The sequence below is a fragment of the Lentzea sp. NPDC059081 genome (assembly GCF_042738015.1).
Taxonomy (GTDB): Bacteria; Actinomycetota; Actinomycetes; order Mycobacteriales; family Pseudonocardiaceae; genus Lentzea.
In genome coordinates this window covers 255,125-279,560 of sequence record NZ_JBHYGW010000002.1, presented here as the reverse complement: position 1 = coordinate 279,560, position 24,436 = coordinate 255,125, and the positions used below count along the sequence as shown (strand labels likewise).

Annotated in this window: 26 protein-coding genes; 14 read left to right on the top strand and 12 right to left on the bottom strand. The window is 71.6% G+C overall.

The annotated features are described in order from the left end of the window. Positions 1 to 34: 34 nt before the first annotated feature. Positions 35 to 1,006, bottom strand: a complete 972-nt coding sequence (locus ACFWV3_RS05855) for an alcohol dehydrogenase catalytic domain-containing protein (protein ID WP_382408723.1) — start codon at positions 1,004 to 1,006, stop codon at positions 35 to 37. Between the two features lie 85 nt (positions 1,007 to 1,091). Here ACFWV3_RS05855 and ACFWV3_RS05850 point away from each other — a divergent pair, with 85 nt between their 5' ends. The 4 genes from ACFWV3_RS05850 (at position 1,092) to ACFWV3_RS05835 (ending at position 5,411) form a co-directional block, all read left to right on the top strand. Next, positions 1,092 to 2,258: a beta-1,3-glucanase family protein gene (locus tag ACFWV3_RS05850; RefSeq protein ID WP_382408721.1), complete on the top strand. Its 1,167-nt coding sequence runs from the start codon at positions 1,092 to 1,094 to the stop codon at positions 2,256 to 2,258. Between the two features lie 82 nt (positions 2,259 to 2,340). After that, entirely contained in the window at positions 2,341 to 3,012 is a 672-nt protein-coding gene (locus ACFWV3_RS05845; protein WP_382408719.1) for a response regulator transcription factor, read from the top strand. Then, the gene (locus tag ACFWV3_RS05840) at positions 3,009 to 4,325 is read left to right on the top strand and encodes an ATP-binding protein (RefSeq protein WP_382408717.1); all 1,317 of its coding nucleotides are present in this window, start codon (positions 3,009 to 3,011) and stop codon (positions 4,323 to 4,325) included. The genes ACFWV3_RS05845 and ACFWV3_RS05840 overlap by 4 nt, the downstream gene beginning before the upstream one ends. Before the next feature lie 45 nt (positions 4,326 to 4,370). After that, on the top strand, positions 4,371 to 5,411 hold the full coding sequence (locus ACFWV3_RS05835) for an NAD-dependent epimerase/dehydratase family protein (protein ID WP_382408715.1): 1,041 nt from the start codon (positions 4,371 to 4,373) through the stop codon (positions 5,409 to 5,411). On the opposite strand, the gene ACFWV3_RS05830 is transcribed toward ACFWV3_RS05835, so the two are convergent. Continuing rightward, positions 5,398 to 6,585 (bottom strand): hypothetical protein, encoded by a 1,188-nt coding sequence (locus tag ACFWV3_RS05830; RefSeq protein ID WP_382408712.1) that lies wholly within the window; start codon positions 6,583 to 6,585, stop codon positions 5,398 to 5,400. The genes ACFWV3_RS05835 and ACFWV3_RS05830 overlap by 14 nt on opposite strands. A gap of 121 nt (positions 6,586 to 6,706) precedes the next feature. On the opposite strand from ACFWV3_RS05830, the gene ACFWV3_RS05825 reads away from it, so the two are divergent. From ACFWV3_RS05825 to ACFWV3_RS05810, 4 genes are read left to right on the top strand one after another with little or no spacing between them, the layout of a single operon-like run. Then, positions 6,707 to 7,345: a glycosyltransferase family 2 protein gene (locus tag ACFWV3_RS05825; RefSeq protein ID WP_382408710.1), complete on the top strand. Its 639-nt coding sequence runs from the start codon at positions 6,707 to 6,709 to the stop codon at positions 7,343 to 7,345. After that, positions 7,342 to 7,977 (top strand): DUF2064 domain-containing protein, encoded by a 636-nt coding sequence (locus ACFWV3_RS05820; protein ID WP_382408708.1) that lies wholly within the window; start codon positions 7,342 to 7,344, stop codon positions 7,975 to 7,977. Before ACFWV3_RS05825 ends, ACFWV3_RS05820 begins: the two co-directional genes overlap by 4 nt. Continuing rightward, entirely contained in the window at positions 7,974 to 8,573 is a 600-nt protein-coding gene (locus ACFWV3_RS05815) for a methyltransferase domain-containing protein (protein ID WP_382408706.1), read from the top strand. The genes ACFWV3_RS05820 and ACFWV3_RS05815 overlap by 4 nt, the downstream gene beginning before the upstream one ends. Further along, positions 8,570 to 9,640, top strand: a complete 1,071-nt coding sequence (locus ACFWV3_RS05810; RefSeq protein WP_382408704.1) for a molybdopterin-dependent oxidoreductase — start codon at positions 8,570 to 8,572, stop codon at positions 9,638 to 9,640. Before ACFWV3_RS05815 ends, ACFWV3_RS05810 begins: the two co-directional genes overlap by 4 nt. 344 nt (positions 9,641 to 9,984) lie before the next feature. Here ACFWV3_RS05810 and ACFWV3_RS05805 read toward each other — a convergent pair whose 3' ends face one another. Both ACFWV3_RS05805 and ACFWV3_RS05800 read right to left on the bottom strand, forming a co-directional pair. Continuing rightward, positions 9,985 to 10,812, bottom strand: coding sequence for an ABC transporter permease (locus ACFWV3_RS05805; protein WP_382408702.1), 828 nt, complete (start codon positions 10,810 to 10,812; stop codon positions 9,985 to 9,987). Next, the gene (locus tag ACFWV3_RS05800; RefSeq protein ID WP_382408700.1) at positions 10,812 to 11,672 is read right to left on the bottom strand and encodes an ABC transporter ATP-binding protein; all 861 of its coding nucleotides are present in this window, start codon (positions 11,670 to 11,672) and stop codon (positions 10,812 to 10,814) included. Before ACFWV3_RS05800 ends, ACFWV3_RS05805 begins: the two co-directional genes overlap by 1 nt. Before the next feature lie 98 nt (positions 11,673 to 11,770). Between ACFWV3_RS05800 and ACFWV3_RS05795 the strand changes: the two genes are divergently transcribed. Both ACFWV3_RS05795 and ACFWV3_RS05790 read left to right on the top strand, forming a co-directional pair. Continuing rightward, the gene (locus ACFWV3_RS05795; protein WP_382408698.1) at positions 11,771 to 12,820 is read left to right on the top strand and encodes a sensor histidine kinase; all 1,050 of its coding nucleotides are present in this window, start codon (positions 11,771 to 11,773) and stop codon (positions 12,818 to 12,820) included. Beyond that, the gene (locus ACFWV3_RS05790) at positions 12,817 to 13,461 is read left to right on the top strand and encodes a response regulator (protein ID WP_382408696.1); all 645 of its coding nucleotides are present in this window, start codon (positions 12,817 to 12,819) and stop codon (positions 13,459 to 13,461) included. The genes ACFWV3_RS05795 and ACFWV3_RS05790 overlap by 4 nt, the downstream gene beginning before the upstream one ends. Positions 13,462 to 13,463: 2 nt before the next feature. On the opposite strand, the gene ACFWV3_RS05785 is transcribed toward ACFWV3_RS05790, so the two are convergent. Next, positions 13,464 to 14,084 carry a DJ-1/PfpI family protein gene (locus ACFWV3_RS05785; RefSeq protein WP_382408694.1) on the bottom strand — a complete coding sequence of 207 codons (621 nt, stop codon included), beginning with the start codon at positions 14,082 to 14,084 and terminating at the stop codon, positions 13,464 to 13,466. After that, complete coding sequence (locus ACFWV3_RS05780; protein WP_382408692.1) at positions 14,084 to 15,022, bottom strand: GlxA family transcriptional regulator; 939 nt, start codon at positions 15,020 to 15,022, stop codon at positions 14,084 to 14,086. The genes ACFWV3_RS05785 and ACFWV3_RS05780 overlap by 1 nt, the downstream gene beginning before the upstream one ends. A gap of 105 nt (positions 15,023 to 15,127) precedes the next feature. On the opposite strand from ACFWV3_RS05780, the gene ACFWV3_RS05775 reads away from it, so the two are divergent. Next, positions 15,128 to 16,132: a GDSL-type esterase/lipase family protein gene (locus ACFWV3_RS05775; RefSeq protein ID WP_382408690.1), complete on the top strand. Its 1,005-nt coding sequence runs from the start codon at positions 15,128 to 15,130 to the stop codon at positions 16,130 to 16,132. Between the two features lie 4 nt (positions 16,133 to 16,136). Here ACFWV3_RS05775 and ACFWV3_RS05770 read toward each other — a convergent pair whose 3' ends face one another. Next, entirely contained in the window at positions 16,137 to 17,081 is a 945-nt protein-coding gene (locus ACFWV3_RS05770; protein ID WP_382408688.1) for an AraC family transcriptional regulator, read from the bottom strand. Between the two features lie 127 nt (positions 17,082 to 17,208). Between ACFWV3_RS05770 and ACFWV3_RS05765 the strand changes: the two genes are divergently transcribed. Further along, a complete protein-coding gene (locus ACFWV3_RS05765; protein ID WP_382408686.1) occupies positions 17,209 to 18,183 on the top strand; it encodes an aldo/keto reductase in 975 nt (324 codons plus the stop codon). Between the two features lie 49 nt (positions 18,184 to 18,232). Here the strand turns inward: ACFWV3_RS05765 and ACFWV3_RS05760 are convergent, their stop codons facing one another. From ACFWV3_RS05760 to ACFWV3_RS05750, 3 genes are all read right to left on the bottom strand, one after another. Then, positions 18,233 to 20,638, bottom strand: a complete 2,406-nt coding sequence (locus ACFWV3_RS05760) for a hypothetical protein (protein ID WP_382408684.1) — start codon at positions 20,636 to 20,638, stop codon at positions 18,233 to 18,235. Positions 20,639 to 20,757: 119 nt separating this feature from the next. After that, entirely contained in the window at positions 20,758 to 21,444 is a 687-nt protein-coding gene (locus ACFWV3_RS05755) for a hypothetical protein (protein ID WP_382408682.1), read from the bottom strand. Next, a complete protein-coding gene (locus tag ACFWV3_RS05750) occupies positions 21,441 to 21,809 on the bottom strand; it encodes a YchJ family protein (RefSeq protein WP_382408680.1) in 369 nt (122 codons plus the stop codon). Before ACFWV3_RS05750 ends, ACFWV3_RS05755 begins: the two co-directional genes overlap by 4 nt. Before the next feature lie 95 nt (positions 21,810 to 21,904). Between ACFWV3_RS05750 and ACFWV3_RS05745 the strand changes: the two genes are divergently transcribed. Then, entirely contained in the window at positions 21,905 to 22,456 is a 552-nt protein-coding gene (locus ACFWV3_RS05745) for a DivIVA domain-containing protein (protein WP_382408678.1), read from the top strand. Positions 22,457 to 22,492: 36 nt separating this feature from the next. On the opposite strand, the gene ACFWV3_RS05740 is transcribed toward ACFWV3_RS05745, so the two are convergent. Further along, positions 22,493 to 22,882 (bottom strand): nuclear transport factor 2 family protein, encoded by a 390-nt coding sequence (locus ACFWV3_RS05740; RefSeq protein ID WP_382408676.1) that lies wholly within the window; start codon positions 22,880 to 22,882, stop codon positions 22,493 to 22,495. 68 nt (positions 22,883 to 22,950) lie between these two features. Here ACFWV3_RS05740 and ACFWV3_RS05735 point away from each other — a divergent pair, with 68 nt between their 5' ends. Next, complete coding sequence (locus ACFWV3_RS05735; protein ID WP_382408674.1) at positions 22,951 to 23,247, top strand: ArsR/SmtB family transcription factor; 297 nt, start codon at positions 22,951 to 22,953, stop codon at positions 23,245 to 23,247. Positions 23,248 to 23,279: 32 nt separating this feature from the next. On the opposite strand, the gene ACFWV3_RS05730 is transcribed toward ACFWV3_RS05735, so the two are convergent. Then, the gene (locus ACFWV3_RS05730; RefSeq protein WP_382408672.1) at positions 23,280 to 24,341 is read right to left on the bottom strand and encodes an FAD-dependent oxidoreductase; all 1,062 of its coding nucleotides are present in this window, start codon (positions 24,339 to 24,341) and stop codon (positions 23,280 to 23,282) included. Between the last annotated feature and the right edge of the window lie 95 nt (positions 24,342 to 24,436).

The window sequence follows — 24,436 nt, the reverse complement described above, 5'->3', positions numbered from 1 at the left end:
CTGGTCGTGCGCGACCAGGCCTCCCCCGGCGCCATCACAGCTCCAGCACCACCTTCACGTCGTCCGGCCGCTGCTCGAACGCCTCGGCGAACGACTCCAGCGGCACCCGGCGAGTGATCATCGCCGACAGCCAGGCGTCGTCCGCGCGGTCCAGCACCGCCGACGCCTCGCGGTAGTGCCGCACGTTGGAGTTGACCGTGCCGAACACGATCCCGTTGCGCAGCACCAGGTCGCGGTTGACCTGCCCGACGTCGGCCGGCACGACCTCGGGGGACGGCACGCCGGTCAGGCACACCAAGTCGCGCCCGAACAGCCGCGTCACCAGCGAGGGCGCCCCGGTCGCCTCGATCACCACCGGGCAGTCGGGCAGCTCGCGGTGGTAGGTCGCGCCCAGCGACTCGACCAGCGCGGGCTTCGGGCCGTCCGCTGCCAGGTCGAACACGTGGACGTCCAGCCCGCGCTGCACCCCGACCAGCGCCGCCAGCAGCCCGATCGGCCCGGCACCGGTCACCAGCACGCTCTCGAACGGGAACAGCGCCAGCCGGTCCAGCCGCTCCCACGCCTTGACCACCACCGACGTCGGCTCGACCAGCACGCCCGTCGCGGAGCTGACCTGCACGGCGTAGGACGCGGGCACGGTCCACAGCGTCGACGCGTACCCGTCCAGCCCGGTGATCCCGCGTTCGGTGTACTGGTTGTTGCGGCACATGTCGAACTCGCCGCGCGCACAGGCCACGCATGGCACCGGATCAGGTCTGCGGACCACTCCCGCCACCAGCGACCCCGGCGCGAACCCCGGCCCGCTGATCACCCGCCCGAGCGACTCGTGCCCGATCACCAGCCGCCCGCCCGTCCCGAACTCCCCGCGGACGATCTCGCGGTCGGTCCCGCAGATGCCGACCGCCACCCCCTCGACGAGCAGCTCGTCCGGTCCCGGCACCGGGTCGGGCAGCTCGGACAACGACAACGACCCGGCCTGTGCGAGATCCACCGTCAGCGCGCGCATGAGAACCATTCTTGACAGATCAACACGATCGCGCTGACTATGAGAGCGCTCTCACGAACCCTGTCTTCAGTGAGGAGATAGTCCGATGCGCAAGCTCCTGCTGCTCGCGACATCGGCCCTTCTAGGGCTGACAACGATGTCCGCGCCCGTCCAGGCAGCTCCGCCCAGCCAGCTGCCGCTCACCGTCACCAACAACTCGGGCCGCGGCGACGCGGTCCACCTGTACATCACCGGCATCTACAACGGCCGCCTCGGCTACGTGAACGGCAACGGCCAGTTCACGCCGTGGTCCGGCGGCGCGATCCCGCCCGTGCCCGCACCGGACTTCTCGATCCCCGGCCCGGCCAACGGCGCCAGCAAGACCGTGCGGATCCCGCTGAACCTGGCGGGCGGCCGCATCTACATGTCCTTCCGCGACAAGCTGAAGTTCAGCCTCGTCCCGGACGGCCTGGTGCAGCCGGCACCGTGGGCGGGCGGCGACCCGAACCGCGACATCCTGTTCGACTGGAGCGAGTTCAGCTACGACGGCGGCGGCCTGTGGCTCAACAGCTCGCAGGTGGACATGTTCGCGGTCCCGCACGCGGTCGAGGTGACCTCGCAGGGCGGCGCCACGAAGAAGGCCGGCCAGCTGGTCTCCGGCGGGCGCAACCGGATCTTCGACCAGCACCAGCAGCTCGGCGGTGACTGGGCGAAGCTCGCCTACTCCCGCTCCGACGGCACCAGACTGCGCGTGCTCAACCCGAGCAAGGGCCTCGACGCGGGCCTGTTCTCCAGCTCGTACTTCGCGAGCTACGTCAGCAGCGTCTGGTCCACCTACCAGAGCACCCCGCTCACCGTCGTGCCCTACCAGGCGGAGCCGAACCGCAAGTTCACCGGCCGAGTCAGCGGTGGGGTCATGCGGTTCACCAACACCTCCGGCCAGCAGGTCGCGGAGTTCCAGCAGCCGTCGACCCGCGACGTGCTGAACTGCGACGGCCGGCTCGCGGCGCCGAACAACGAGCTGGGCGCGATCTCGCGGTCGCTGTGCGCGGCGCTCAACCGGTCGACGCTCGGCTTCCTCCACACCCAGCCGACCTACAACGCGAGCGAGTTCTACACCCGCGCGACGACGAACCACTTCTCCAGGATCGTGCACGCCAACATGAGCGACGGCCGGGCCTACGGGTTCGCCTTCGACGACGTCGGCGGGTTCGAGTCACTTGTCCACGAACCGAACCCGGGTTCGGCCAAAATCACGCTGACCTCATTTTAATCCGAAGCGTTCTTGATTTTGATCGACTTTCGCTCCACTGTGTGAGAGCCGTCGCCGCGGCTCTCACACAGTGGAGTCTTTCGTGTGCGTACGGGTCCTGCTGGTCGAGGACGACGAGCGAATCCGGCAGGCTTTGAGCCTCGCCTTGTCCGACGAGGGTTTCACCGTCGACGAGGCGAGTTCCGGAGAAGTGGCTTTGCGGCGGCTCGAGACCGAGTCGTTCGACGTGGTGCTGGTCGACCTGACGCTGCCCGGCCTCGACGGGCTGGACGTCGTGCGGACCCTCCGTTCACGCGGTGACCTGCCCATCATCGTCGTCACGGCGCGGGCGGACGCCCGTGACATGATCGCCGGGCTGGAGGCGGGAGCGGACGACTACGTCACGAAACCTTTGATGGGCGACGTTCTCGCGGCCCGTGTCCGCGCGTTGTTGCGCAGGCGCGGACCGGCGCGTGGAGCGGTTCGGGTCGGCGAGCTGGAAATCCGTCCGCAGGAAGGCGTCGTGCACCGTGCGGGTGAACGCGTTCACCTCACCAGAACGGAATTCCGACTGTTGCTGGAACTCGCCGGAGCGGGTGGCCGGATCGTCACCAGGGAACAGCTCCTGCAGAAAGTGTGGGGATATGACTACTTTGGTGACACCCGCCTGCTGGACGTGCACATAAGAAGGCTGCGCCGCAAGGTCGAGGCGAACCCGGACGACCCGGCGCTCGTGCTCACCGTGCGCGGTGCGGGCTACCGGATGGGCTCGTGAGACTCACGCTGCGCCGCCGCGTCACCCTCTCGTTCGGCCTCGGCCTGCTCGTCGTGACGAGCGTGCTGGCGTTCGCGACGTGGAACCTCGCCACCGGCTATCTGCTGCGGCAGCGGGAGGCGAGCGCGACGCGCCAGGCCGAGCTCAACGCGCGGCTGGCCGGGCCGTCGCCGTCGGCCGCCGCGCTCGGCGACCTGATGGCCGGGCCCGACTCGGCGATCGTGGTGCTGACGGCGTCCGGTCCGGTCACCGCGGGCCGGGCCGTCGATCCCGGTCTGCTCCCGGCCGCGCTCGTGGAGCAGCCGCCGGGCATCGCGAGAACCATCGTCGACGGCGTGCCGATGCTCGCCGTGGCGCGGCCGCTCGCGGGAGGTGCCGTCTACGTCGAACTGTCCGGGTTGCAACAGCTGGACCGGACGTTCGCGCTGCTGGCCGCGATGCTGGTGCTCGGCACGATCGGGTCCGCGCTGCTCGGTGCGGCGCTGGGGTCGTGGGCGTCGAAGCGGGCGCTGAGACCGCTGGCGGAGCTGAGCTCCGCGGCCGGCCGGATCGCCGGGGGTGACCTGCGCGCCCGGCTGCCCGCGCAGGACGACCCCGATCTCGCCGCGCTGGCGGCGAAGTTCAACTCGACGGCCCAGGCGCTGGAGCAACGGGCGTTGCGGGACGCGCGGTTCGCCTCGGACGTGTCGCACGAGCTGCGGTCGCCGTTGACGACGATGGTGAACGCGGGCGCGGTGCTGCGCCGCCGCCGTGAGCACCTGCCCGGCACCGCGGGGACCGCGCTGGAGCTGCTGACGTCGGAGGTCGACCGGTTCGCGCGGATGGTCGTCGACCTGCTGGAGATCTCGCGGGCCGACCAGACCGACGACCCGCCGCCGGAGGAGATCGCACTGGACGCGTTGGTGCGCAACGTGGTCGCGACCCGCGAACCGGTGCCGCTGGACCTGGAGCCCGCCGTCGTGCCGGGCGACCGGCGCAGACTCGACCGGGTGCTGACCAACCTGCTGGACAACGCCGACCGGCACGCGGGCGGGGCGGTGCTGGTGCGCGTGCGGGCGTGCGGGGACCGGGTCAGGCTGACCGTGGAGGACGCGGGCCCCGGTGTGCCGGAGGACCTGCGGGAGCAGATCTTCGAACGGTTCGCGCGCGGCGTCATGGCGGGCAGCCGGGGCGACGACACGGGCAGCGGGCTCGGCCTCGCGCTGGTCCGCGAGCACGTGCGCCGGCTGGGCGGGCAGGTGTGGGTGGAGGACCGGCTGCCGGTGGGGGCGCGGTTCGTCGTGGAGATGGTCTTACGGAGTTCTGACGGCTAGTCGTTCGGGGGCGCCCGACGTGCCGGGCGGTCCTACGGTCGGTGCATGCGAGTACTGATCACCGGCGGAGCCGGGTTCATCGGGTCGCACGTCGCGGACGAGCTGACCGCACAGGGACACGACTGCGTGCTTCTCGACGCGTTGCTGCCCGAGGCCCACGGCGCGGTCCCCGTGCTGGACCACGAACTGGTGGTCGGCGACGTCACCTCCCCCGGCGTGCTGCGCCCGTTGCTGTCCACAGTGGACGCCGTGTGCCACCAGGCGGCGATGGTCGGCCACGGCGTCGACCCGTCCGACGCGCCTTCCTACGCGCGGCACAACGACCTCGGCACCGCGGTGCTGCTGGCCGAGATGCACCGGGCGGGTGTGTCGCGGTTGGTGCTGGCGTCGTCGATGGTCGTCTACGGCGAGGGGCGGTATCGGTGCCTGTCGCACGGGATCGTCCGCGCCGAGCGGTCCGCCGACGACCTCGCCCGTGGCGTGTACGAGCCGCGGTGCTTCTGCGGTGACTTCGTGGTGTCCGAACTGGTGCCGGAGGACGCGCCGTTGGAACCGCGCAGCACCTACGCGGCGACGAAGCTGGCTCAGGAGCACCTCGCCGTGGCGTGGGCACGGCAGACCGGCGGAAGCGTGTGGGCGTTGCGCTACCACAACGTCTACGGCCCGCGGATGCCGCGTGACACCCCGTACGCCGGGGTGGCGTCGATCTTCCGGTCGGCGTTGCAGAGCGGTCTCGCGCCGCGCGTGATGGAGGACGGCCGGCAGCGGCGCGACTTCGTGCACGTCACCGACGTGGCGCGGGCCAACGTGCTCGCGTTGTCGTCGCCGCGCCCCGGTTTCGAGGCGGTCAACGTCTGCTCCGGCACCCCGCACACGATCGGCGACCTGGCGTTCGCCCTCGCCGACGCGTGCGACGGCCCGACGCCCGAGATCGTCGGCGGCGCGCGTCCCGGCGACGTGCGGCACGTGGTCGCGTCGCCCGCGAAGGCGTTGGACGTGCTGGGGTTCGAGGCCCGGGTCGGGTTCGAGGAGGGCGTGCGGGACTTCGCGTTCGCCTCGCAGCGGGAGTCCGTCACCAGTTCGTGAGCACCAGGTGGTTCACCGCCAGGGCGGTCAGCGCCTGGGCGGTGAGCCACCTCCGGTCGAGCTTCGCGGCGCCGGCGAGCAGCCAGACCGCGAACGGCAGCCAGATCCGTTCGGTCTCGGCCTTGCTCAGCCCGGAGAGGTCCGCGGCGAGAATCGCGGTGCCCGCCCCCACGACCCACTTGTCCTTACGCAGCCCCCTGATTCCCGCCGGGCCGATGACCAGCGCGAGCGCCGCCAGGTTCGCCCACACCCAGTACCAGTACGGCCGGGTGTCGCCGATCCCCTGGTAATAGCGGAGTTTCACGAGCTCGTAGCCCTCGAACCACCAGAACCCGGCCACCGCGAACGCCGCGACGACCGCGAGCGCACCGGCAGCCGCCAGGCCCGCTTTGCGCGCGGTGGCACGCAGGTCGTCGCGCTGCCAGACCGCCGCCAGCGCCAGTGGAGCGAGCAGCACCAGGCCGTAGGACAGGAACAGGCACCACCCCAGCACCACGCCGCCGAGCAACGGCCACCGGGTGAGCAGGTAGATGCCGACGGCCGCGACGCCCATGAACATGCCGTCCGCCGACGCCCCCACCCACACCGCGCCGGGGAAGAGCACGAGGAACGGCAGCACCGCGTTGTCGTTGAGCGCCTGGGGAACCGCCACGACGGCGAGTGCGCCGACGAGGACGCAGAAGAGCGACGCCGCGGCTCCCCCGCCCAGCCCGATCCGGTCGAGCCAGGTGAACGTGAGCAGCGCACCCGGCGGGTGGCCGGAGACGTGCGTGGTCCACGAGCCGGGCAGGAAGTCGGGGATGCGGCCGGCGAACCCGCGCAGCATCGCCGGGATGTCGGTGACGCCCGGAACCTCGTGCAGGTACTCGTCCTCGGTGGTGAGCCTGGTGACGAACCTGTCCCAGCCGTCGACCATCGCCAGCGAGAACGTCCACGCCACCGCCGTCGCGTAGGCGATGGGCAGTGCCCTGGGGTGCTGGGCGAGCTCGGGACCTTTCGCGATGACCAGGAATGCGATGAGGACGGCGGCGGGCGTGCCGGGACCGAGGTGCGGGTGCCAGTTGCCGAAGAGCGGTGCCGCGGCGGCGTAGAGGATGTCCGGGTCGTGGGCGTTGACGAGGAGACCCACGATGATGGCTGCGGCAACGAGCGAACCGGCGATGACTAGACGCACCGCGCCCAACCTAGGGGGTCGCAGAGGTCTCCGCGCGCTGCGCAAGACAACCGTAAGAACTCTTTCGTGCGTCACAATTCCGTAAGCACCACAACACTTTCCGATGGTCCAGGGTGGATCCATGGATGTCGTGTTGCCCTGCCTGGACGAGGCCGCCGCACTGCCCGCGGTCCTCGCCACCCTGCCTCCCGGAGACCGCGCGATCGTCGTGGACAACGGTTCCGCGGACGGCTCCCCCGAGATCGCCGCGGCCTGCGGTGCCCTCGTCGTGCACGAGCCACTGCGCGGGTACGGCGCCGCCGTGCACACCGGTCTGCTGGCCGCCACCTCGGACGTGGTGGCGTTCGCCGACGCGGACGGTTCGCTCGACCTCGCCGAACTGACCGGCATGGCGTCGCTGCTGGCGGACGCGGACCTGGTGGTGGGCCGGCGAAGGCCCGTGCACGCGGGCGTGTGGCCGTGGCACGCGCGGGCCGGCAACGCCGTCATCTCGGGGCTGCTGCGCCGCCGTGGCCTGGACGTGCACGACATCGCGCCGTTGCGCGTGTGCCGGCGGGAAGCGTTGCTGGCACTGGACGTCCAGGACCGCGCGTTCGGCTATCCGCTGGAACTGCTGGTGCGCGCCGCCGCCGCGGGCTGGCGGGTGCGGGAGGTCGACGTGGCGTACCGGCCGCGCGCCGCCGGCACGCGGTCGAAGGTCTCGGGTTCGGTGCGCGGCACGCTGCGGGCGGCGCGCGACATGGCGGGGGTGCTGCGGTGAGGTTCTGCCTGCTGGTCATGGCCAAGTCGCCGATCCCCGGCCAGGTGAAGACGCGCCTGTGCCCGCCGCTGTCCCCCGCGGAGGCCGCCGAGGTGGCCGCGGCTTCGTTGCTGGACACGATCTCCGCCGTCCTGGAGACGCCGGGCGCGGTGCCCGTGGTGGCACTGGCCGGGGTGGTGCGGCGCGACGACGTGCGCGACGCCCTGGCGGAGTGCGTGGTGATCCCGCAGCGCGGCGAGACGTTCGCCGAACGACTGGTGCACGCGCACGCCGACGTCGCGCGGTTCGCGATGCCGGTGCTGCAGATCGGGATGGACACGCCGCAGGTCACGCCGTCGCTGCTGGCGTCGTGCGCGGAGTTCGACGAGGCGGCGCTGGGCTTCGCGGCGGACGGCGGCTGGTGGGCGCTCGGCCTGCGCGACCCGCTGCGGGCCTCGGTGCTGCGGGACGTGCCGATGTCGCGCGACGACACGGGCGTGCGGACGTGGAAGGCGTTGGAGGGGCTGCGAGTGCGGTCACTGCCGATCCTGTCCGATGTGGACACGATGGACGACGCCCGCGCGGTGGCGGCCTTGACGCCGGACAGCCGGTTCGCCGCCACGCTGGACGAGATCGCGGCGGTGCCCCGATGATGTTCGACCAGGCCCTCATGGGCCGCCCCAGCTGGCTCGACCTCCCCGGCACCACCCCGCGCGAGCTCAGCGTCGACCGCTGGCAGGCCGACGCCGACGACGGCGACTCCGTCCTCCTCGACGCCTGCGCCGGCCCCACCCTCGACGTCGGCTGCGGCCCCGGCCGGCTCGTCACGGCGCTGCTGTCGCGCGGAGTCCGGGCGCTGGGCGTCGACGTGTCGAAGGAGGCCGTCCGCCGCACCACCGCGCGGGGTGGCATCGCGGTGCGCCGCAGCGTCTTCGACCAGCTGCCCGGCGAAGGCCGCTGGCAGCACGTCCTGCTCGCCGACGGCAACATCGGCATCGGCGGCGACCCCGAGGCACTCCTGCGCCGGGTCCGCCAGCTGCTGCTCCCCAGCGGCACCGTGGTCGTCGAGGTCGAGCAGCCGGGGTCGGGGCTCACCACCGGGCGGGTCCGCGTGCGGACCGGAGGTGCCAACAGCAGCTGGTTCGAGTGGGCCTGGAGCGACGCGGACTCCCTCACCGCCGACGGGTTCTTCCTGCTGTGGCAGCGGGAACGCGCCGGCCGCTGGTTCGCGTGCTGGGAGAAGCTGTGAGGACACCTGCATTCAAGACGGTCAAGGAACCGGAGTTCAAGGCCCCGGCGCACCACACGGGCGTGACCAGCCGGGTGGGCACGTGGCTCGGGATCGCGTTCGGGCTGTGCTTCGTCACCGGGCTGATCAGCCACGGCGTGCAGCACGACTGGCCGTGGCCGACGCGCCCGGTCGACCTCTACCGCGTCACCCAGGGCGTGCACGTGGTCTCCGGCGTGGCGTCGATCCCGTTGCTGCTGGCCAAGTTGTGGAGCGTCTACCCGAAGCTGTTCGAGCGGCCACTGGTCAGGAACGTGCCGCACGCGCTGGAGCGGGGCTCGATCTTCGTGCTCATCGCGGCGTCGTTCTTCGAGCTGGCGACCGGCTTGTTCAACGCCGCGCAGAACTACCCGTGGTCGTTCTACTTCCCCACCGCCCACTACGCCGTGGCGTGGATCGTGATCGGCGCGCTGCTCGTGCACATCGCGGTGAAGATCCCCGTGATCAGGCGCAGCCTCGAACCGGCGTCCGAAGAGAAGACCATCCTGTCCCGCAGGGCTTTCCTGCGCACCACCGCCCTCACGGCGGGTGTCGCCGTCGTCGCCACGGCCGGCGTGACGGTGCCGTGGCTGCGCAAGGTGTCGGTGCTGGCCTGGCGGTCGGACGGCGCCCTGCCGGTGAACCGGACCGCGAAGGCCGCGCAGGTCGTCGTGCCGCCGGACTGGAAGCTCAGGGCGGGCACCAGGAGCTACTCGCTGGCCGAGCTGCGGGCGATGCCCCAGACGACGGTCGAGCTGCCGATCGCGTGCGTCGAGGGGTGGAGCCAGAACGCGACCTGGACGGGTGTGCGGGTCGCCGATCTCGTGAGCGGCGGCGACGTGCGGGTCGAGTCGCTGGAGAAGGACGGGCTGTACCGGGCGACCACGCTGCCCGAGGCGTTCGCGCGGGACCCGTTGACGGTGCTGGCACTGCAGCTCGACGGCGAGGAGCTGAGCCCGGACCACGGCTACCCGTGCCGGCTCATCGCACCGAACCGGCCGGGCGTGCTGCAGACGAAGTGGGTCACGTCGTTGGAGGTCCAGGCATGAACGCCGCACTCGGGTCGAGGGTCGCGCTCGGAGCGCTCGGGGTGGGGCTGGGAGCGTGGGGCGGCTGGCTCCTGCTCCCCCAGGTCACCCTCGAGCTCCTGCTCTGGCTGGGCGGCGGGGTGGTGCTGCACGACTTCCTGGTCGCGCCGCTCGTCGGAGCCTCCGGACTCGTCGTCAAGCGCACGTCGGTCGGCGTCGGGCTCACGGTCTCGGCGATCATCCTCGTGCTCGCGGTCCCGTTGTTGTGGCGTCAGTTCGGCGGCCCGGTCAACCCCGGCCTGCACGACCGCGACTACCCCACCGGAGTCGCGGTCGTGCTGGGCCTGACCTGGGCCGCGGTGGTGCTATACGAGGTCGCGGCGCACCTTCAGCAGCGTCGCCGCGCCCACGAAGACCACGACGTACCCGACGAGGAACAGGGCGGCGGTCGTCCCGCTCACACCGGTCAGCACGCCGGGAGCACCGGACCCGCCGACGGCACCGGCCAGGTTGCCCGCGGAGCCACCGGGCAGGACCTCGGTCAGCGACTCGACCGGCCCGAGCAGCGCGCCGACCCCGCGCAGCAGGTTCTCGGTGACGATCGCCCACATCAGCCCGAGGCCGACGGCCAGCGCGGGCCCCTTGGTGACGACGCCGAGGAACACGCCGAACCCCGTCCACATCGCGGCGATCAGCAGTGACGCGCCCAGCGCCTCCACCGCGGACCAGCCGGGCAGGCTCCAGTCCCAGCCCTCCAGCCACGCCACGGTGACCGCGGCGCCCAGGTCGACCACGAACGTGAGCGCCACCAGGACGACCACGAGGACCGCCAGCGCCCCGAGCGTGCCCGCCATCGCCGACACGCGGCGCGGGCCGGCGGTCAGCGTGGTCTTCCAGGTGCCCCAGCCGTACCCGCTGCCGACCGCCAGCGCCGCGAGCACCAGGATGATCGCGCCGCCGAACATGGGCAGGCCGCGCACGACCGCCGCGCCGACGTTCTCCGGCTGCATCGCGCTGATCATCTGCTGCTGGGACAGGCCGCGCGAGTTCATGTCGCCGTCGAGCGCGAGGTAGTTGAACACGTAGCCGAACGTCAGCGTCATCACCAGCCACACGCCGATCAGCACCCACGTCGCCGGCCACTTCCACAGCCGCAGGAGCTCCGCCTTCACGCTGCCGATCACGCCGCTCATCACGCTGCTCCCGTCATCTCGAAGAAGACCTCTTCCAACGTCCGGCGCAGCGGCCGGACCTCCTGCACGTCCACGTCGGCGGCCACCAGCGTGCGCACCAGCGCCCCCGCGTCCGCCTCCCGCACGTGCAGCACGTCGCCGTGCAGCTCGCTGCCCTCGATCAGGACGTGCGCCTTCTCGATCGGGTCCGCCTTGATCAGCAGCCTGCTGTCGCCGCGCAGCTGCTCGACCGTGCTCTCGGCGACGAGCTTGCCGTTCGCGATCACGCCGACCCGGTCGCAGATCTCCTCGACCTCGCCGAGCAGGTGGCTCGACAGCAGCACCGTCTGCCCCTGCGCCGCGAGCGCCCGCACCAGGTCGCGCATGTCGGCCATGCCCGCGGGGTCGAGGCCGTTGGTGGGCTCGTCGAGGATCAGCAGCTCCGGCTGGCCGAGCAACGCGGCCGCGACGCCGAGCCGTTGCTTCATGCCGAGCGAGTACCGGCGGAACTTCTCACCGGCGGCGCCGACCAGGTCGACCTGCTCCAGCACCGCCTCGACGTGCTTCTCGTCGACACCCCGGCGAGCAGCGTGCACGCGCAGGTTGTCGCGGCCGGACAGGTACGGGTAGAAGCCCGGCCCCTCGATGAGCGACCCGACCTTCAGCAACGCCTTCGGGGTGCCCGGTGCCTCGCCCAGCACGCGGGCCGAGCCGCTGGTCGGCTTCACGAGCCCCAGCAGCATGCGGATCGTGGTCGTCTTGCCCGCGCCGTTCGGACCGAGGAACCCGTAGACCTCGCCCCGCCGCACGGACAGACTGACCTCGTCCACCACGGCGCGGTCGCCGTAGCGCTTCGTCAGCTTCTCCGTCGTCACGATCATGGCTCAACTGTGGTCGCGCGGCGGGGTGGGGGCGTCCGCTCCGGAGCGTCATGAAGATACGCACATCTGCGTACGCCGCCGGTCGTATGGTCGGCACCATGCGGATCAAATGGCAGGACATCGCCCTGACCGCGGCCCTGCTCGTGTTCGGCCTCGGCGGGACGCGGTTCGCCGCCCGGCTGCAGGGCGCGGAGGCCCTCGACGCCTTCGGCTACCTGCTCATCGTCGTCGCGGCCGCCGGTCTGCTGTTCCGCTCGGCCCGTCCGCTGTGGACGGTGGGCGTCACCACGGTCTCGATCACCGCCTACCTGGCCCTCGGCTACCCGTTCGGGCCGATCCTGATGAGCGGTGTCGCGGCGATGTACGCGGTGGCCGTGTACGCGCGCATCGAGGTGGCGGCCGCGTCCGCCCTGGTCTACGCGCTGGCGATCCTGCCGTGGTGGAACGACTCCGTCACCTCGTGGATCACCTGGTCGGCGGGCTGGATCCTGTTGCCGGGCGCGGCGGGCGTGCTGGTGCGGCTGCGGCGCAAGTCCGCTGTGGACGTTCGCGAGCGCGCGGTGATCTCCGAACGGCTGCGGCTCGCCCAGGAGGTCCACGACGTCGTCGGGCACGGGCTGAGCGTGATCGCCATGCAGGCCGGCGTCGCGCTCTACGTGCTGGACAAGGACCCCGCGAAGGCGCGCGCGTCCCTGGAGGCGATCCGCGACACGTCCAAGGAGGCCCTGGACGGTCTGCGGTCCGAACTGGACACCCTGCGCGGCTCGGCTCCGCTGACCCCGACGATCACCCTCGCCGACCTCCCCGCGCTCGCCTCCCGGATGCGCGAGGCGGGGCTGGAAGTCGCGGTCGAGGTGGACCAGGTCGAGCTCCCGGACACCTACCAGCCGGCCGTGTACCGGATCGTGCAGGAGTCGCTGACCAACGTGCTGCGGCACTCCTCCCCCGGCGTCACCGCGTCGGTGCGCGTGTACACCGTGCGCGGAGAGCTCGTGGTGCACGTGACCGACACCGGCACACCGGGCACGTTCACCGAGGGCCACGGCATCACCGGCATGCGCTCACGGGCCGAGGCGCTCGGCGGCACGCTCCAGGTGGACGGATCGCACGGGTTCGCGGTGATCGCCCGGATACCGTTGCCGTCATGATTCGCGTGGTGGTGGCGGACGACCAGCCGCTGGTCCGGATGGGACTGCGAACGTTGATCGAGACCGAGGACGGCGTCCAGTTCGCCGGCGAGGCCGCCGACGGCCGCGAGGCACTGGCGCTCATCCAGTCGGTGAGGCCGGACGTGGTGTTCCTCGACATCCGCATGCCGGTGATGGACGGCCTGGAGGTGCTGCGCCGCGTCTCCGCCGATCCGGCCTGCGCCGAGGTGAGGATCGTCGTGCTCACGACGTTCGACCTCGACGAGTACGTGTTCGAGGCGCTGCGCACCGGCGCGTCCGGGTTCCTGGTGAAGGACTCCGACCCGACCGACCTGCTGCGCGCCGTGCACGTGGTGGCCGACGGCGGGTCGCTGCTCTCGCCGTCCGTCACGCGCCGGGTGATCGACCGGTTCGCGTCCGGCGCGTCGGCTCGTCCGGTACCGCACCTGGACAAGCTGACCGAGCGCGAGCGGGAGATCATGCGGCACGTCGCGTCCGGCGCGTCCAACGACGAGATCGCGGACCGCCTGGTGATCTCGCCCGCGACCGTGCGCACGCACGTGTCGCGGGCGATGGTGAAGCTGGGCGCACGTGACCGCGCCCAGCTCGTGGTGTTCGCCGTCCAGTCAGGACTGACCTGACGTCACGCCTGGGAAGCCGCGAAAGCCGCTTTCAGCCCAAGCGCGATCTCCGGCGGGATCGAGTCGTAGGAACGCGGCGGCTGCGGGTCGTACTCGATGCCGACCTGCACCGCCTGCGCGACCATCTCGCCGAACTCCGCCTCGACCAGCCGCAGCGCCATGTCGATGCCCGCCGACACGCCCGCGCCGGTGACGACCTTGCCGTCGAACACGACCCGGTCGGTGCTGACCTCGACGCCGCGCACCTCCAGGTCCTCGCGCGCGGCCCAGTGCGTGGTCGCCCTGGAGACGAGACCGGCCTCGGCGAGCAGCGTCGACCCGGTGCAGACCGACGTCGTCCACTTCGTGGCCGGGTGGACCGCGCGCAGCCAGGCGACCAGGTCGGCGGACTCCCGCAGCACCTGCTTCCACTTCCCGGAGCCGGGCACGACGACGACGTCGGTGGACTGGACGTCGGCGAACGTGTGCGTGGGCTGGACGACCAGGCCGTTGTCGGACCTGACGGCGTCGAGCGTGGCGGCGACGAACTTCGTCGTCACGACCGGCACGCAGGCGAGCACCTCGAACGGCCCGATCAGGTCGAGCGACGTCATGTTCGGGTAGAGCACGAAAGTGGCTTCCATCAGGCAACCCCCGTTGTCCGGAACCGGGCGCGATAGCTGCCCGGCGACACGCCGAGCACGCGCAGGAAGGCGCGGCGCAGGGTCTCGGCGGAGCCGAACCCCGACTGGCGGGCGACGAGGTCCAGCGGGTCGGCGGTGCTCGCCAGCCGGTCGGCGGCGGCCTCCACGCGGGCCCGTTCGACGTACTGGGCGGGTGAGACGCCCACGTTGCGCGAGAAGACGCGGGCGAAGTGCCGCACGCTCATCATCGCCTTGCGCGCCATGACCGGCACCGTCCACTCGCCGGTCGGGTCGGCGTGGATGTCGTCGAGCAACGCGCGCAGCGACCTGTCGCGCACCGGCTTCGCCCTGGTGTGCACGCTGAACTGCGACTGCCCGCCGGAGCGCTGCAGGAACACGACCAGGTACTGCGCGATCCTGCGGGCGAGCGCCGGTCCGTGGTCCTGCTCGACCATCGCCAGCGAGAGGTCGATGCCCGCCGTGACACCGGCGGACGTGGACACCTTCCCGTCGCAGACGAAGATCGCGTCCGGCTCGACGTCGACACCGCGGTTCTCGAGCTCGCCGGTGAACGCCCAGTGCGTGGTCGCCTTCTTGCCGTCGAGCAGGCCCGCGCTCGCCAGCACCACGGAGCCGGTGCAGATGCCCGCGACCCGGCGCGCCTTCGACGCCAGCCGCCGCAGGTTCGTCATGAGCACCGGGTCCGCCGCGGCGTCGTCGTAGCCCCAGCCGCCGACGACGAGCAGCGTGTCGATCGGACGGTCCAGCGTCCGCAGGTCCGCGCCGGCCTCGATCCGCACCCCGGCCGTCGCGGTGAACGGCTCTCCCCCGATCGTGGCGATCGTGACCTCGTACCGCGGTTCGCCGTGGTTCGCGGACTGGAACACCTCCACCGGCCCCGCCAGGTCCAGCAACGCGGTGCGGTCGTACCCCACCACGACAATCTCCCTCGTAGTCCCCACCCCTCCACTGTCCTCAGCGCGCGCGGGGGCGGCAACGCCAAGGTCCCCTCGCATTCGGCCACCCCCGTAAACTGACCATCGATGCGCAGAGCCCTTCCCCTCCTGGTGACCGGCCTGCTCGCGATCCTCCTGGTCGTGAGCGACCACCCGTTCCCGCCGCCCTCCGACCCCGACCGCGAGTCCAGGACCGCGGTCGTCGCGCTGGGCGACAGCACGATGTCCGGCGAGGGCGCCGGCAACTACGAGACCGGCACCGACGGCGAGCAGGGCGGCAACTGGTGCCACCGCTCGCGCGACGCCGAAGTGTTCAGGACCGCGGTCGCGGCCGACCGGAAGTTCAACCTGGCCTGCTCCGGCGCCAACTCCGACAAGCTGCGCAACGAGCAGCTCCCGCGGCTGCGCGAGATCGCGGGCTCACATCGGGTCGTGGCGCTCGTCGTGGCCATCGGCGCGAACGACGACCCGCGGTTCTCCGAGATCCTCAACAAGTGCTTCGAGGCCTGGGGCAAGCGCAGCGACTGCACGTCCGCGGTGGCACCGGAGTGGTCCAAGCGCGTGCGGAAGATGGTCCCCAAGGTCGAGAACACGCTGAGCGCCATCCGCCAGACCATGCGCGACTCCGGCTACCTCGACTCGTCCTACCAGCTGGTCGTGCAGTCGTACGCGGCCCCGGTGTCGCCGAAGATGCCGCGCTCGCTGCAGAACCTCTCCGGCTGCCCGCTGCGCACGACGGACCTGCAGTGGGTCGTCGAGGACGCGGTGCCGGAGCTGTCGAACGGCCTGCGCACCGCCGCGGGCAGGGTGAACGCGCGGTTCCTCGACCTGGCGCGCGCCGGCGAGGGCCACGAGGCCTGCGTGGGCGGTGACGACCCGTCCACCGAGTGGTTCACGCGGCTGTCGGTCGACTGGGACGGGTTGCGGGACCAGGCGCGTTCCTCGCACGCGTTGCAGGAGTCGTTCCACCCCAACGCGAGCGGGCACGAGCAGATCGGCCGGTGCCTGTCGGAGTTCCTCGCCTCGGACAAGCGCGACGGGGCGTGCGTGCCGAGGCTGGACGGCACGCTGGGGCTGACGACGGAGGGCTGACCCGTCAAGCCTCCGGCCGTGCGCGCACCGAGACGCGGAACTCGCGTGGCGACATCCCCACCACGCGCCGGAAAGCGGTGCTGAACGCGCTTTCGGACTGGTACCCGATCGACCCCGCGATGGTCGTCAGGGACTTTTCGGTGCGCAGCGCGGCCCGTGCGAGCTGCATCCGCCACTCGATGACGTAGTCGAGTGGCGGCCGTCCCACCCTGGCCCGGAAGCTCGCGGCGAACGCCGACCTCGACATCGTCGCGGTCCCGGCGAGCTCGTCGAGCGTCCAGCGGTGGCCCGGTTCGGCGTGCACGGCGCGCAACGCGGCCCCGATCCCGTCGTCGGTGACCGAGGCGAGCCAGCCCACGGGCTCGTGGGACGACGCGGCGTGCGCCCTGAGCATGTGCACCAGCAGGATCTGGGCCACGTGCTCGAGGACGAGCGACCGGCCGGCGTGCCGTTCCTCCATCTCGTGGACGAGCATCATCGCGATGTTCCAGAGCGGCTTTCCCGCGCCGTCGTCCGCCTTGACGAGCAACGCCGGCGGGAGCACCGAGAACAGGGTCGACGCGTCGGAGCCGTCGAACTCGAAGTCGACGCTGCAGGTGTACGTGGAACCGCCTTCCCGAACGTCCTCGCGCGGAGCTCCATCGGCGTCACGAGCCTCCTCGACCGAACTGCCCAGGCCGTAAGGGGGCGGATTTCCGAGGAGGTAGAAATCCCCCGCCTTCAGGAGCAGGGGTTCCATTCCGTCGACGCACAGCCAGCACTCGCCTTCCACCACCACGCCGAGCTTGATGTGCGGGAACGGCACGAACCGCGCTCCCCACGGCGTCGTGGCGCGCAGCGGGGCACGGGCGACGGTCCGGGGCCGCGCCAGCGACAGGACGTCCCGGAAGGGGTCGTGGGCGTCGAGGAGCACCGCGTTGGACGATCGGTAAACATCCCTGGACTCCACGTTATGGACTGTACGCCGATGCGCCGGAATCGTGGGAGTCAGGCGCGAGGAACCCACTCGCGTGAACCGACACGAGGAGCCAAGAAGCGTTATGCGTTACCGATTTCTCGGACGATCAGGACTGCGGGTGTCGGAACTGTCGCTCGGGACGGGGAACTTCGGCACCCGGTGGGGACACGGGGCCGACAAGGACGAAGCCCGCGCCATGTACGACCTCTACCGGGAAGCGGGAGGCAACTTCGTCGACACCGGTTCCAACTACCAGGCGGGAGAAGCCGAGGAGCACCTCTCCGACTTCCTCGCCGCGGACCGGGACGACGTCGTGCTGGCGACGAAGTACACGATGGGCACGTCGGCGAGCAGCGGCCTCCAGCTGACCGGGAACGGCCGCAAGGCGATGGTCCAGTCCCTGGAGCAGAGCCTGCGGAGGCTGGGCACGGACCGGGTGGACGTGTTCTGGGCGCACGTGGCCGACGGGTCCACGCCCGTCGAGGAGGTGATGCGCGCCTTCGACGACCTGACGCGCGCCGGCAAGATCCTCTACGCCGGTCTCTCCAACTTCCCCGCGTGGCGGGTGTCGGCGGGGGCCACCCTGGCGCAGCAGCAGGGCTGGGCGCCCCTCGTGGGGATCCAGGTCGAGTACAGCCTGGTCCAGCGCGAAGCCGAACGGGAGCTGGTCCCGATGGCGGACGCGTTCGGCCTGGGCGTCCTCGGGTACACGCCGCTCGGCGGTGGCCTGCTGACCGGCAAGTACCGCCGTGGCGAGACGGGCCGCGCGCAGAGCGCGATCAGCCAGTTCCTCCACACCGAGGACGACCCCGCCAAGGTGAAGGTCCTGGACGCCCTCGAAAGCGCCGCCGCGGAGCTCGGCACGACCGCGGACCAGGTGGCGATCCGGTGGTCGATGTCCAAGGGGGTGCTCCCCGTCGTCGGACCGAGGACGGTGGAGCAGCTCACGACCAACCTCGCGGCCGCCGAGCTGGACGTCCCGCCGCGGCTGCTCGCCCGGCTCGACGAGGTCAGCGCGCCGGAGCTGGGCCACCCGCACGGGTTGTGGCCGGAGCACGAGCTGGTGGACAAGGCCCGGTTGGCCCGGCCCTGAAGCCGCGCGTGCACCGTCCGTCCACAACGGACGGTGCACGTCCAGGGGCTCAGGCCTCCACGGTCACCGAGTGCGAGACCGGCAGCACCCGCAGGTTCGCCGCCGCCCGTTCGAGCTGCGAGAGCACGCTCGGCCGCAGGTTCGCGATCTCCTGGTCGGCCAGCGCGCCCGCCATCTCCTGCAGCAGCACCTGCTGCGGGTGGTCGCCCTCGGCCTCGGCCACGGCCAGCACCCGGAACGGCGTGCCGGGGGCGAAGAGCACGCGCTCCTCGGTGGCCACGGTGACGCGGTCCGCCACCTCGACGCGGCGGCCGGTGACCGACCACAGCAGGTACTCGGTGGCGCCCTCGATGCGGCCCACCGGGTTCGCGATGGCGTCCAGCAGGCCGTGCTCGACCAGGACGTCACCGCTGCGGTAGCGCCGCGGGCCGGTCGGGCCCGTGACGCCCCACACCGCCGCGACGCCGTTGTGCACGGGCAGCCGGTTCAGGCCGGAGACGATGCACGCGACGTACGGGCGCAGGCGGCCGAGGCGGCCCATGCGCAGCTGGTCGACGACCATCTCCTCGTCCTGCGACACGCACGCGAGCAGTGCCGTCAGGTCGGTGACCATGGCCTCGAACGCCGCCGGGTCCTCCTCGGCGTCGGGACGTTGCGCCAGCAGACGGCAGACCGTCGCCGCGTGCACGCCGTAACGCTCGCCGAGCGCCCGTCGGACCGTATCGCGGTCCGTGTCCGAACTGCTGTGATCGGGCAGGACGGTCTCGCGTTCGCCGCTGCCGTCCGACGGGAGCTCCCACATGGCCAGCGGCTGGATCGGCAGCGGGCCGTCCACGCGGAACCGGATGGGGGCGGAGTCGGGGTCGTCGGACGGGAACGCGGCCTCGTCCGGGTCGTCCAGCGCGTGCGAGGTCACGGCCGCCATCGCGGGACCGGCCTCCATCGACGCGTAGGCGGGGCGGTCCGGTTCGGGTTCGGCCGGGGTGACGGCGGCGAACAGGCCGGTGCCGTTGTCCGACTCGCGGGCCGACAACGCCTGCTTCGCCGCGCTCAACGCGGACGCGAGCTGGCCGGGGCTGCTCGTCGGCGCGGGAGCGGGCGGCGGTGGCGGAGGAGGTGGTGGCGGCGGTGCCGACACCTTGGAGTCGCAGAACACGAGACGCAGCAGCTTGCGCACCTCGGGTTCGAGGCGTTCCACGAGCGCGGCGCCGTGCACCGCGACCGCACCAGGCGTCGTGCGCCCAGGCGTGCCCACGGTCAGACGTGCCCACTCCGGGTCGACGGGCTGAGAGCGCACCTCGGCCGCGTTGTACGGCTCGTCGTGCTCGCGGACCCACAGGCCCGACGGCACGACCTCCAGCACCACGCCGTCACCCAGGGAGAACACCCCGGGCGAGACCTCGGCGAGGCCCGGCACCGGCGCGCGGTAGCCGGACACGGTCGGGAAGGTCTCGTTCGGCAGGAACGTCACCTCGGTGACGAACGGCCGCCACGTCTGCTGCCCGCGCGGGTCGACGGCGATCACCGCGGGACCGCCGGTGCGCAGGTTGCCGACCGGCAGGCCGGTGAACATCGCGATCGGCTCGCCGAGCTCGTCGGCCACCAGGCGGCCCAGCGCGGCGTCGACGCCGTACGGGACGAGCCGCACCCGCGAGCGCGCCGCCTGGGGCAGCGCCGTCAGCAGGCGGCACACCTCGTCGGTCGGGATCGCGGACTGGCCGGGACCGCCGACGACGACCGTCAGCACGTTCTCCCGGCACGGCAGCGCCACGACCGGCCGCGAGTCCTGCGCGGACGGGTCGAACGGCGGCTGCTGCGCGCGCAGCCACAGCCCGGACGGGATGGGCTCGGAGATGCCGATCTCGCCCGTGGGCCACGGGGAGTTCGGGTCCATCGCCTCCCACTGCGGCACCGGGAAGCGGCGGCCGAACGGCATCGGCGACGCGTTCGGCTGGAACCGCACCCAGCTGCCGTAGCCCTGGGTGCCGACGACGAACGCGGCGCCCGGCACCGTGGTCAGGACGCCGTCGGGCGCCACGACCTCGGTCTGCAGCTGCTCGGACAGCCACTGCGCCGGCGCGGTCGGCCGCATCGAGCCCGCGTGCGAGACCGCGAGCCGGATGGGCCCGCGACCGTTCAGCGCGGTCACGACGTGCGGCCAGAAGGTGCTCTGGTCACCGCTCGGGAAGTCGACGACGACCACGGTCCTGCCGCGGTCGACGGGCAGGGTCCGCGCGAGGCCGCTGGCGGCCTGACCCGGACCTTCGGTCGCGGACACCACGAGCGTGGCCCCGACGAAGTTCGCCGCGTACGGCTCCCTGCGGGGCGCCACCGGTTCCGGCGGTGTCACCACCGCGGGGGCCGGCTCGACGGGGTACAGATCCGAGTTCGTGAGCTCGCTCGAAGTCGGGGTCTGTGTTTGCTGGTCGCCATGGGCGGCGGCACGTCGGCCCATCAAGCGCCTGATCACCTCCGTGCCATCCCGTTCACTCGCCCTTTCGGCTTAACCGGGCAACGGTGGTGCACGCTATCAAGACGCGAAGCACTCTTGTCACCCAGTCGGGTGGTTTGACCTCATCCGATCGATACCCACACCGCGCGTGCTCGTCCACACACTCCGTGAGGTCCGATGATGGCTGACGCCGAGTAGGCCTTGCGCCCCTCCCGGCCAAGCTCCCACGCCAGGAGCACGTGGTCCACACCCAGCTCGACCGGTTGCTCCACCTGCGCGACGAAAGTGCCCAGCACGAACGCGGGACCCCCGTCCGGGGCGACGGGCTGCGCCGACGGGCAGTCGAGAGCGGCCCAGACGATCTCGGGCAGGACGTGCGCGCCGTCGTTCGGCAGCACGCCGGAGGGCCGCCAGACCCCCGCCCACTCCTGGCGCCCGTCGAGCGGGCCGAGCAGCGCCGCGATCCCGTCCTCCCGGCCGGGGCCGCACCCGAAGCAGGTCGGGAACGGGTGCCGGTCGCGCCACGGCAGCTTGCCGTTCGCCTTCCGCGCCTCCTCCAGCGTCGGCGCCGGGGGAACCTCCAGGTCCAGCGTCGCCGGCTCGGCCGACGCGATCAGGTCGTCGCCGTCGTACAGGCCACCGTCGCGCACCTCCAGGTCGCGATCCAGCGGCACGGGTCTGCGCAGGCGGACGCTGACCGTGCCCGCGTCGACCCGCGCGGCGAACAGGCCCGCCGAGTAGCCGCCGTTGCCCATCCCGGGCGGTCCGTTGAACCGGGCCGCGACCCGCACGGTGCTCACGACAGTCATGACAGCGCCTCCGCGTACACCCACTGGCCGTTCTCGCGGACGAACCGGCTCCGCTCGTGCACGATCCCTCCGACGTAGTGCGCCCGGAACTCCACGACGCCCTCGCTCTGCAGCAGACCGCCGTTCTCGGTCGACACGATCTCGAGCTTCAGCCAGCGGTCGGTCGACTCGATCCCGGCGCTCGCGGGGCGGTTCCGCGCGGCCCACGTGCGCAGCAGGTAGTCCTCGTCGGACACGGCGAAAGCGCTGTAACGCGAGCGCATCAGCTGCTCCGCGGTGGCCGCGGTGCGGGCACCCGAGTGCAGCGCTCCACAGCAGTCCACATAGGACTGACCGGTCCCGCAGGGGCACAGTTTCGTGTTCACGTGGACATCATGCCTGGTGAACCCGTTAGAACCGATGACGCACCTCATACGTACCCCTTGTCAAGACTGACTCGTGGGTGGCAGAGGAGGCCGGCGTGAGCGTCGACAGCAGGACTGAGCTCGTACCCCTGCGCACGTGGTTCGGGCTGCGGTGGCGCGGCTACGACCGCGACGAGGTGGACGACTACGTCGCCGAGCTGGAGGCCGAGCTTCGCCTGGTCACAGCCGACCGCGACGCGTCGGAGGCCCGCGCGGACGCCCTGGCCAGCCGGTTGATGGCGGTCCAGGAGGAGAACACCGCCCTGCAGGACGGCCTGCACCGCATCTGCCTGACCCCGATCGACCCCAGGGGCCTGCCGGAACGGCTCGCCCGCATGGTCGCCCTGGCCGAGGAGGAACGCCGCGACGTCATCAGGGACGCCCAGCTCAAGGCCCTGATGATCGTGGGCGAGGCCGAGCAGCGCGCCCGGCAGCTCGACGAGGAGGCCGCCGCGAAGCGCGAGGACGTCCGCGAGGACTTCCGCCTGGCGATGTCGGCCCGCCGCGCCGAGGCGATGCGCGCGCTGGCCGAGCTGCGCAACGTGGCCCGTGACGAGGCCGAACGCATCATCGCCGAGGCCAGGGTGCAGAGCCTGCACATCGACTAGTGCCCCGACGGGCTGAGCGGACCGGTTCTCGCGCTGCTACGCGGCGAAGAACCGGTCCATGCCGTCCACATCGGACAGGAACGTCTCGATCCGCGCCACCTGGCCGCCGCGCAACGTGAACACGGTCGCCAGGTGCTCGTCCAGCACCAGGTCGCCCCTGGTGGCGGTGTTGTGCAGGTTCAGCGCCACGTTGTCGCGGCTGACCAGCACGTGCAGCAGCGCGAAGTCCACGCCGTACGACGAGATCAGCTCGACCCGCTCGGCCACGCCGTCCGGCCCGGCGACCGTGCCGGAGATCCGGTTGTCCCCCGGCAGCGTCCAGGTCACGTCGTCGGTCAGGATGCCGCGCAACAGCGCCCAGTCCTTGCTGCCCAGGGCTTTCACGAACGTCGCGGCCACGTCCCGCTTGACCTCTTCGGCCGTCATCACGCACTCCTCACTGTTCGACTTGATTCGAACCGTAACAGTTCGATCCAAGTCGTACAATCGAACCCGTGGAGAGCGAAGAGGGTCCGGCCAGGTCCGAGATCACCATCGAGGCGGTGCTCGCGGCACTCGACCACCCGCTGCGGTTGCGGGTGGTCAGGGCGCTGGCCGCGACGGCGGAGATGACCTGCCAGGAGATCCTCCCCGAGATCACCAAGAGCACCGCGAGCCACCACTGGAAGGTGTTGCGGGAGGCCGGGGTCGTCGAGCAGCGGCGCGAGGGGCGGTACCTGTACCTGCGACTGCGGCGCGACGACCTGGACAGCCGGTTCCCCGGAGTGGTGGACGCGGTGGTGCTCGGCTGAGCCACCAGGGTTCCGGCCACCAGGGGTTCTGGCTACAGGGGGTTCTGCGCCATGCGGTGCACGCCGACCCTGGCGGACTCCCTGACGACCTCGAAGCCGTAGCCGACGAGCTCGTCGCGTTCGTAGACCGCCAGCTGCTCCGCCAGGTCCGCACCGTCCGCGACCGCCTTCACCGCGCGGCCGAGCACCACGCCATCGCGCATCGCGACGTTGGCCCCGCGCCCGAGAGTCGGTGTCATGGCGTGGATCGCGTCGCCGAGCACCGTCACGTTGGTCGGCGCGCCGAGTTCCGCCGGAACGCTGGTGCGCATCTCGACCGGGAAGAAGGAGGCGTGCCGGACCAGTTCCGCGGCGCGGCCGGGCCAGTCCCGCACCGCCTCGCCGACCCCGCCCAGTCCGGCGAAGTGCTCGTGCCGGCCGCCGACGACGCACACGACGTAGTTCTCCGGATAGCGCACGGACCCCAGCCCCAGGAACACCTTCCGCTCGTCCGAGGCGATGGTGAAGATGTCCGTGAGCGTCTCCGCGGGCACGAACGGCTCGGCGACGTCCATCGGCACACGACCGTAGAACGCGGTGATCCCGGCGTCGACGGTCCGGCAGTGCGGTGCCCGCTGCTGCCGCACGGGCGAGTTGACGCCGTCCGCGCCGACGAGCACGTCACCGCGTTCGGTGCCGCCGTCGGCGAAGAACGCGGTGACACCAACGCCAGTGCTCTCGTAGCGCGTGAGCTTCCGTCCGAAGTGGACCACGTTCTCCATGCCGGACAACAGGATCCGCCGCAGTTCCGCCCGGTCGACGTTGGCGTGCTCGCCGTGCTCCGGCAGCCGTTTCACCACCGACAGGTCGGTCGCGAGGATGGTCGTGAACGGCTCCGTGCGCACGGCCGCCCTGGCGAACGACTCCCTCAGCTCGGCCGGCAGCACCTCGTGGGCGGCGTCGATCGCGTCGGCGTCAAGGTGCAGGCGGTAGCCCTGGGGCCGTTCCCACGGGCTCGCGTCGCGTTCGAAGACGGCGACGTCGATGCTGTTGCGCCGCAACGACTGCGCGAGGGTGAGGCCGCCGAGCCCGGCGCCGATGACGAGAACCTTCATGGTCGTCCTTTGGTCGTTGGTCGACAAAGGACGCACTGGTGACCTGATCCTCAGGTGCTTGCACGAACGCTCACGCGTCACCCGGACTACCCACC

Excerpts from the sequence above, each read along its gene's own strand:
- ACFWV3_RS05855 (WP_382408723.1), bottom strand. The coding sequence starts at position 1,006 with ATGCGCGCGCTGACGGTGGATCTCGCACAGGCCGGGTCGTTGTCGTTG.
- ACFWV3_RS05850 (WP_382408721.1), top strand. The coding sequence starts at position 1,092 with ATGCGCAAGCTCCTGCTGCTCGCGACATCGGCCCTTCTAGGGCTGACA.
- ACFWV3_RS05835 (WP_382408715.1), top strand. The coding sequence starts at position 4,371 with ATGCGAGTACTGATCACCGGCGGAGCCGGGTTCATCGGGTCGCACGTC.
- ACFWV3_RS05825 (WP_382408710.1), top strand. The coding sequence starts at position 6,707 with ATGGATGTCGTGTTGCCCTGCCTGGACGAGGCCGCCGCACTGCCCGCG.
- ACFWV3_RS05815 (WP_382408706.1), top strand. The coding sequence starts at position 7,974 with ATGATGTTCGACCAGGCCCTCATGGGCCGCCCCAGCTGGCTCGACCTC.
- ACFWV3_RS05805 (WP_382408702.1), bottom strand. The coding sequence starts at position 10,812 with ATGAGCGGCGTGATCGGCAGCGTGAAGGCGGAGCTCCTGCGGCTGTGG.
- ACFWV3_RS05800 (WP_382408700.1), bottom strand. The coding sequence starts at position 11,672 with ATGATCGTGACGACGGAGAAGCTGACGAAGCGCTACGGCGACCGCGCC.
- ACFWV3_RS05795 (WP_382408698.1), top strand. The coding sequence starts at position 11,771 with ATGCGGATCAAATGGCAGGACATCGCCCTGACCGCGGCCCTGCTCGTG.
- ACFWV3_RS05790 (WP_382408696.1), top strand. The coding sequence starts at position 12,817 with ATGATTCGCGTGGTGGTGGCGGACGACCAGCCGCTGGTCCGGATGGGA.
- ACFWV3_RS05785 (WP_382408694.1), bottom strand. The coding sequence starts at position 14,084 with ATGGAAGCCACTTTCGTGCTCTACCCGAACATGACGTCGCTCGACCTG.
- ACFWV3_RS05775 (WP_382408690.1), top strand. The coding sequence starts at position 15,128 with ATGCGCAGAGCCCTTCCCCTCCTGGTGACCGGCCTGCTCGCGATCCTC.
- ACFWV3_RS05760 (WP_382408684.1), bottom strand. The coding sequence starts at position 20,638 with ATGGGCCGACGTGCCGCCGCCCATGGCGACCAGCAAACACAGACCCCG.
- ACFWV3_RS05755 (WP_382408682.1), bottom strand. The coding sequence starts at position 21,444 with ATGACTGTCGTGAGCACCGTGCGGGTCGCGGCCCGGTTCAACGGACCG.
- ACFWV3_RS05740 (WP_382408676.1), bottom strand. The coding sequence starts at position 22,882 with ATGACGGCCGAAGAGGTCAAGCGGGACGTGGCCGCGACGTTCGTGAAA.
- ACFWV3_RS05730 (WP_382408672.1), bottom strand. The coding sequence starts at position 24,341 with ATGAAGGTTCTCGTCATCGGCGCCGGGCTCGGCGGCCTCACCCTCGCG.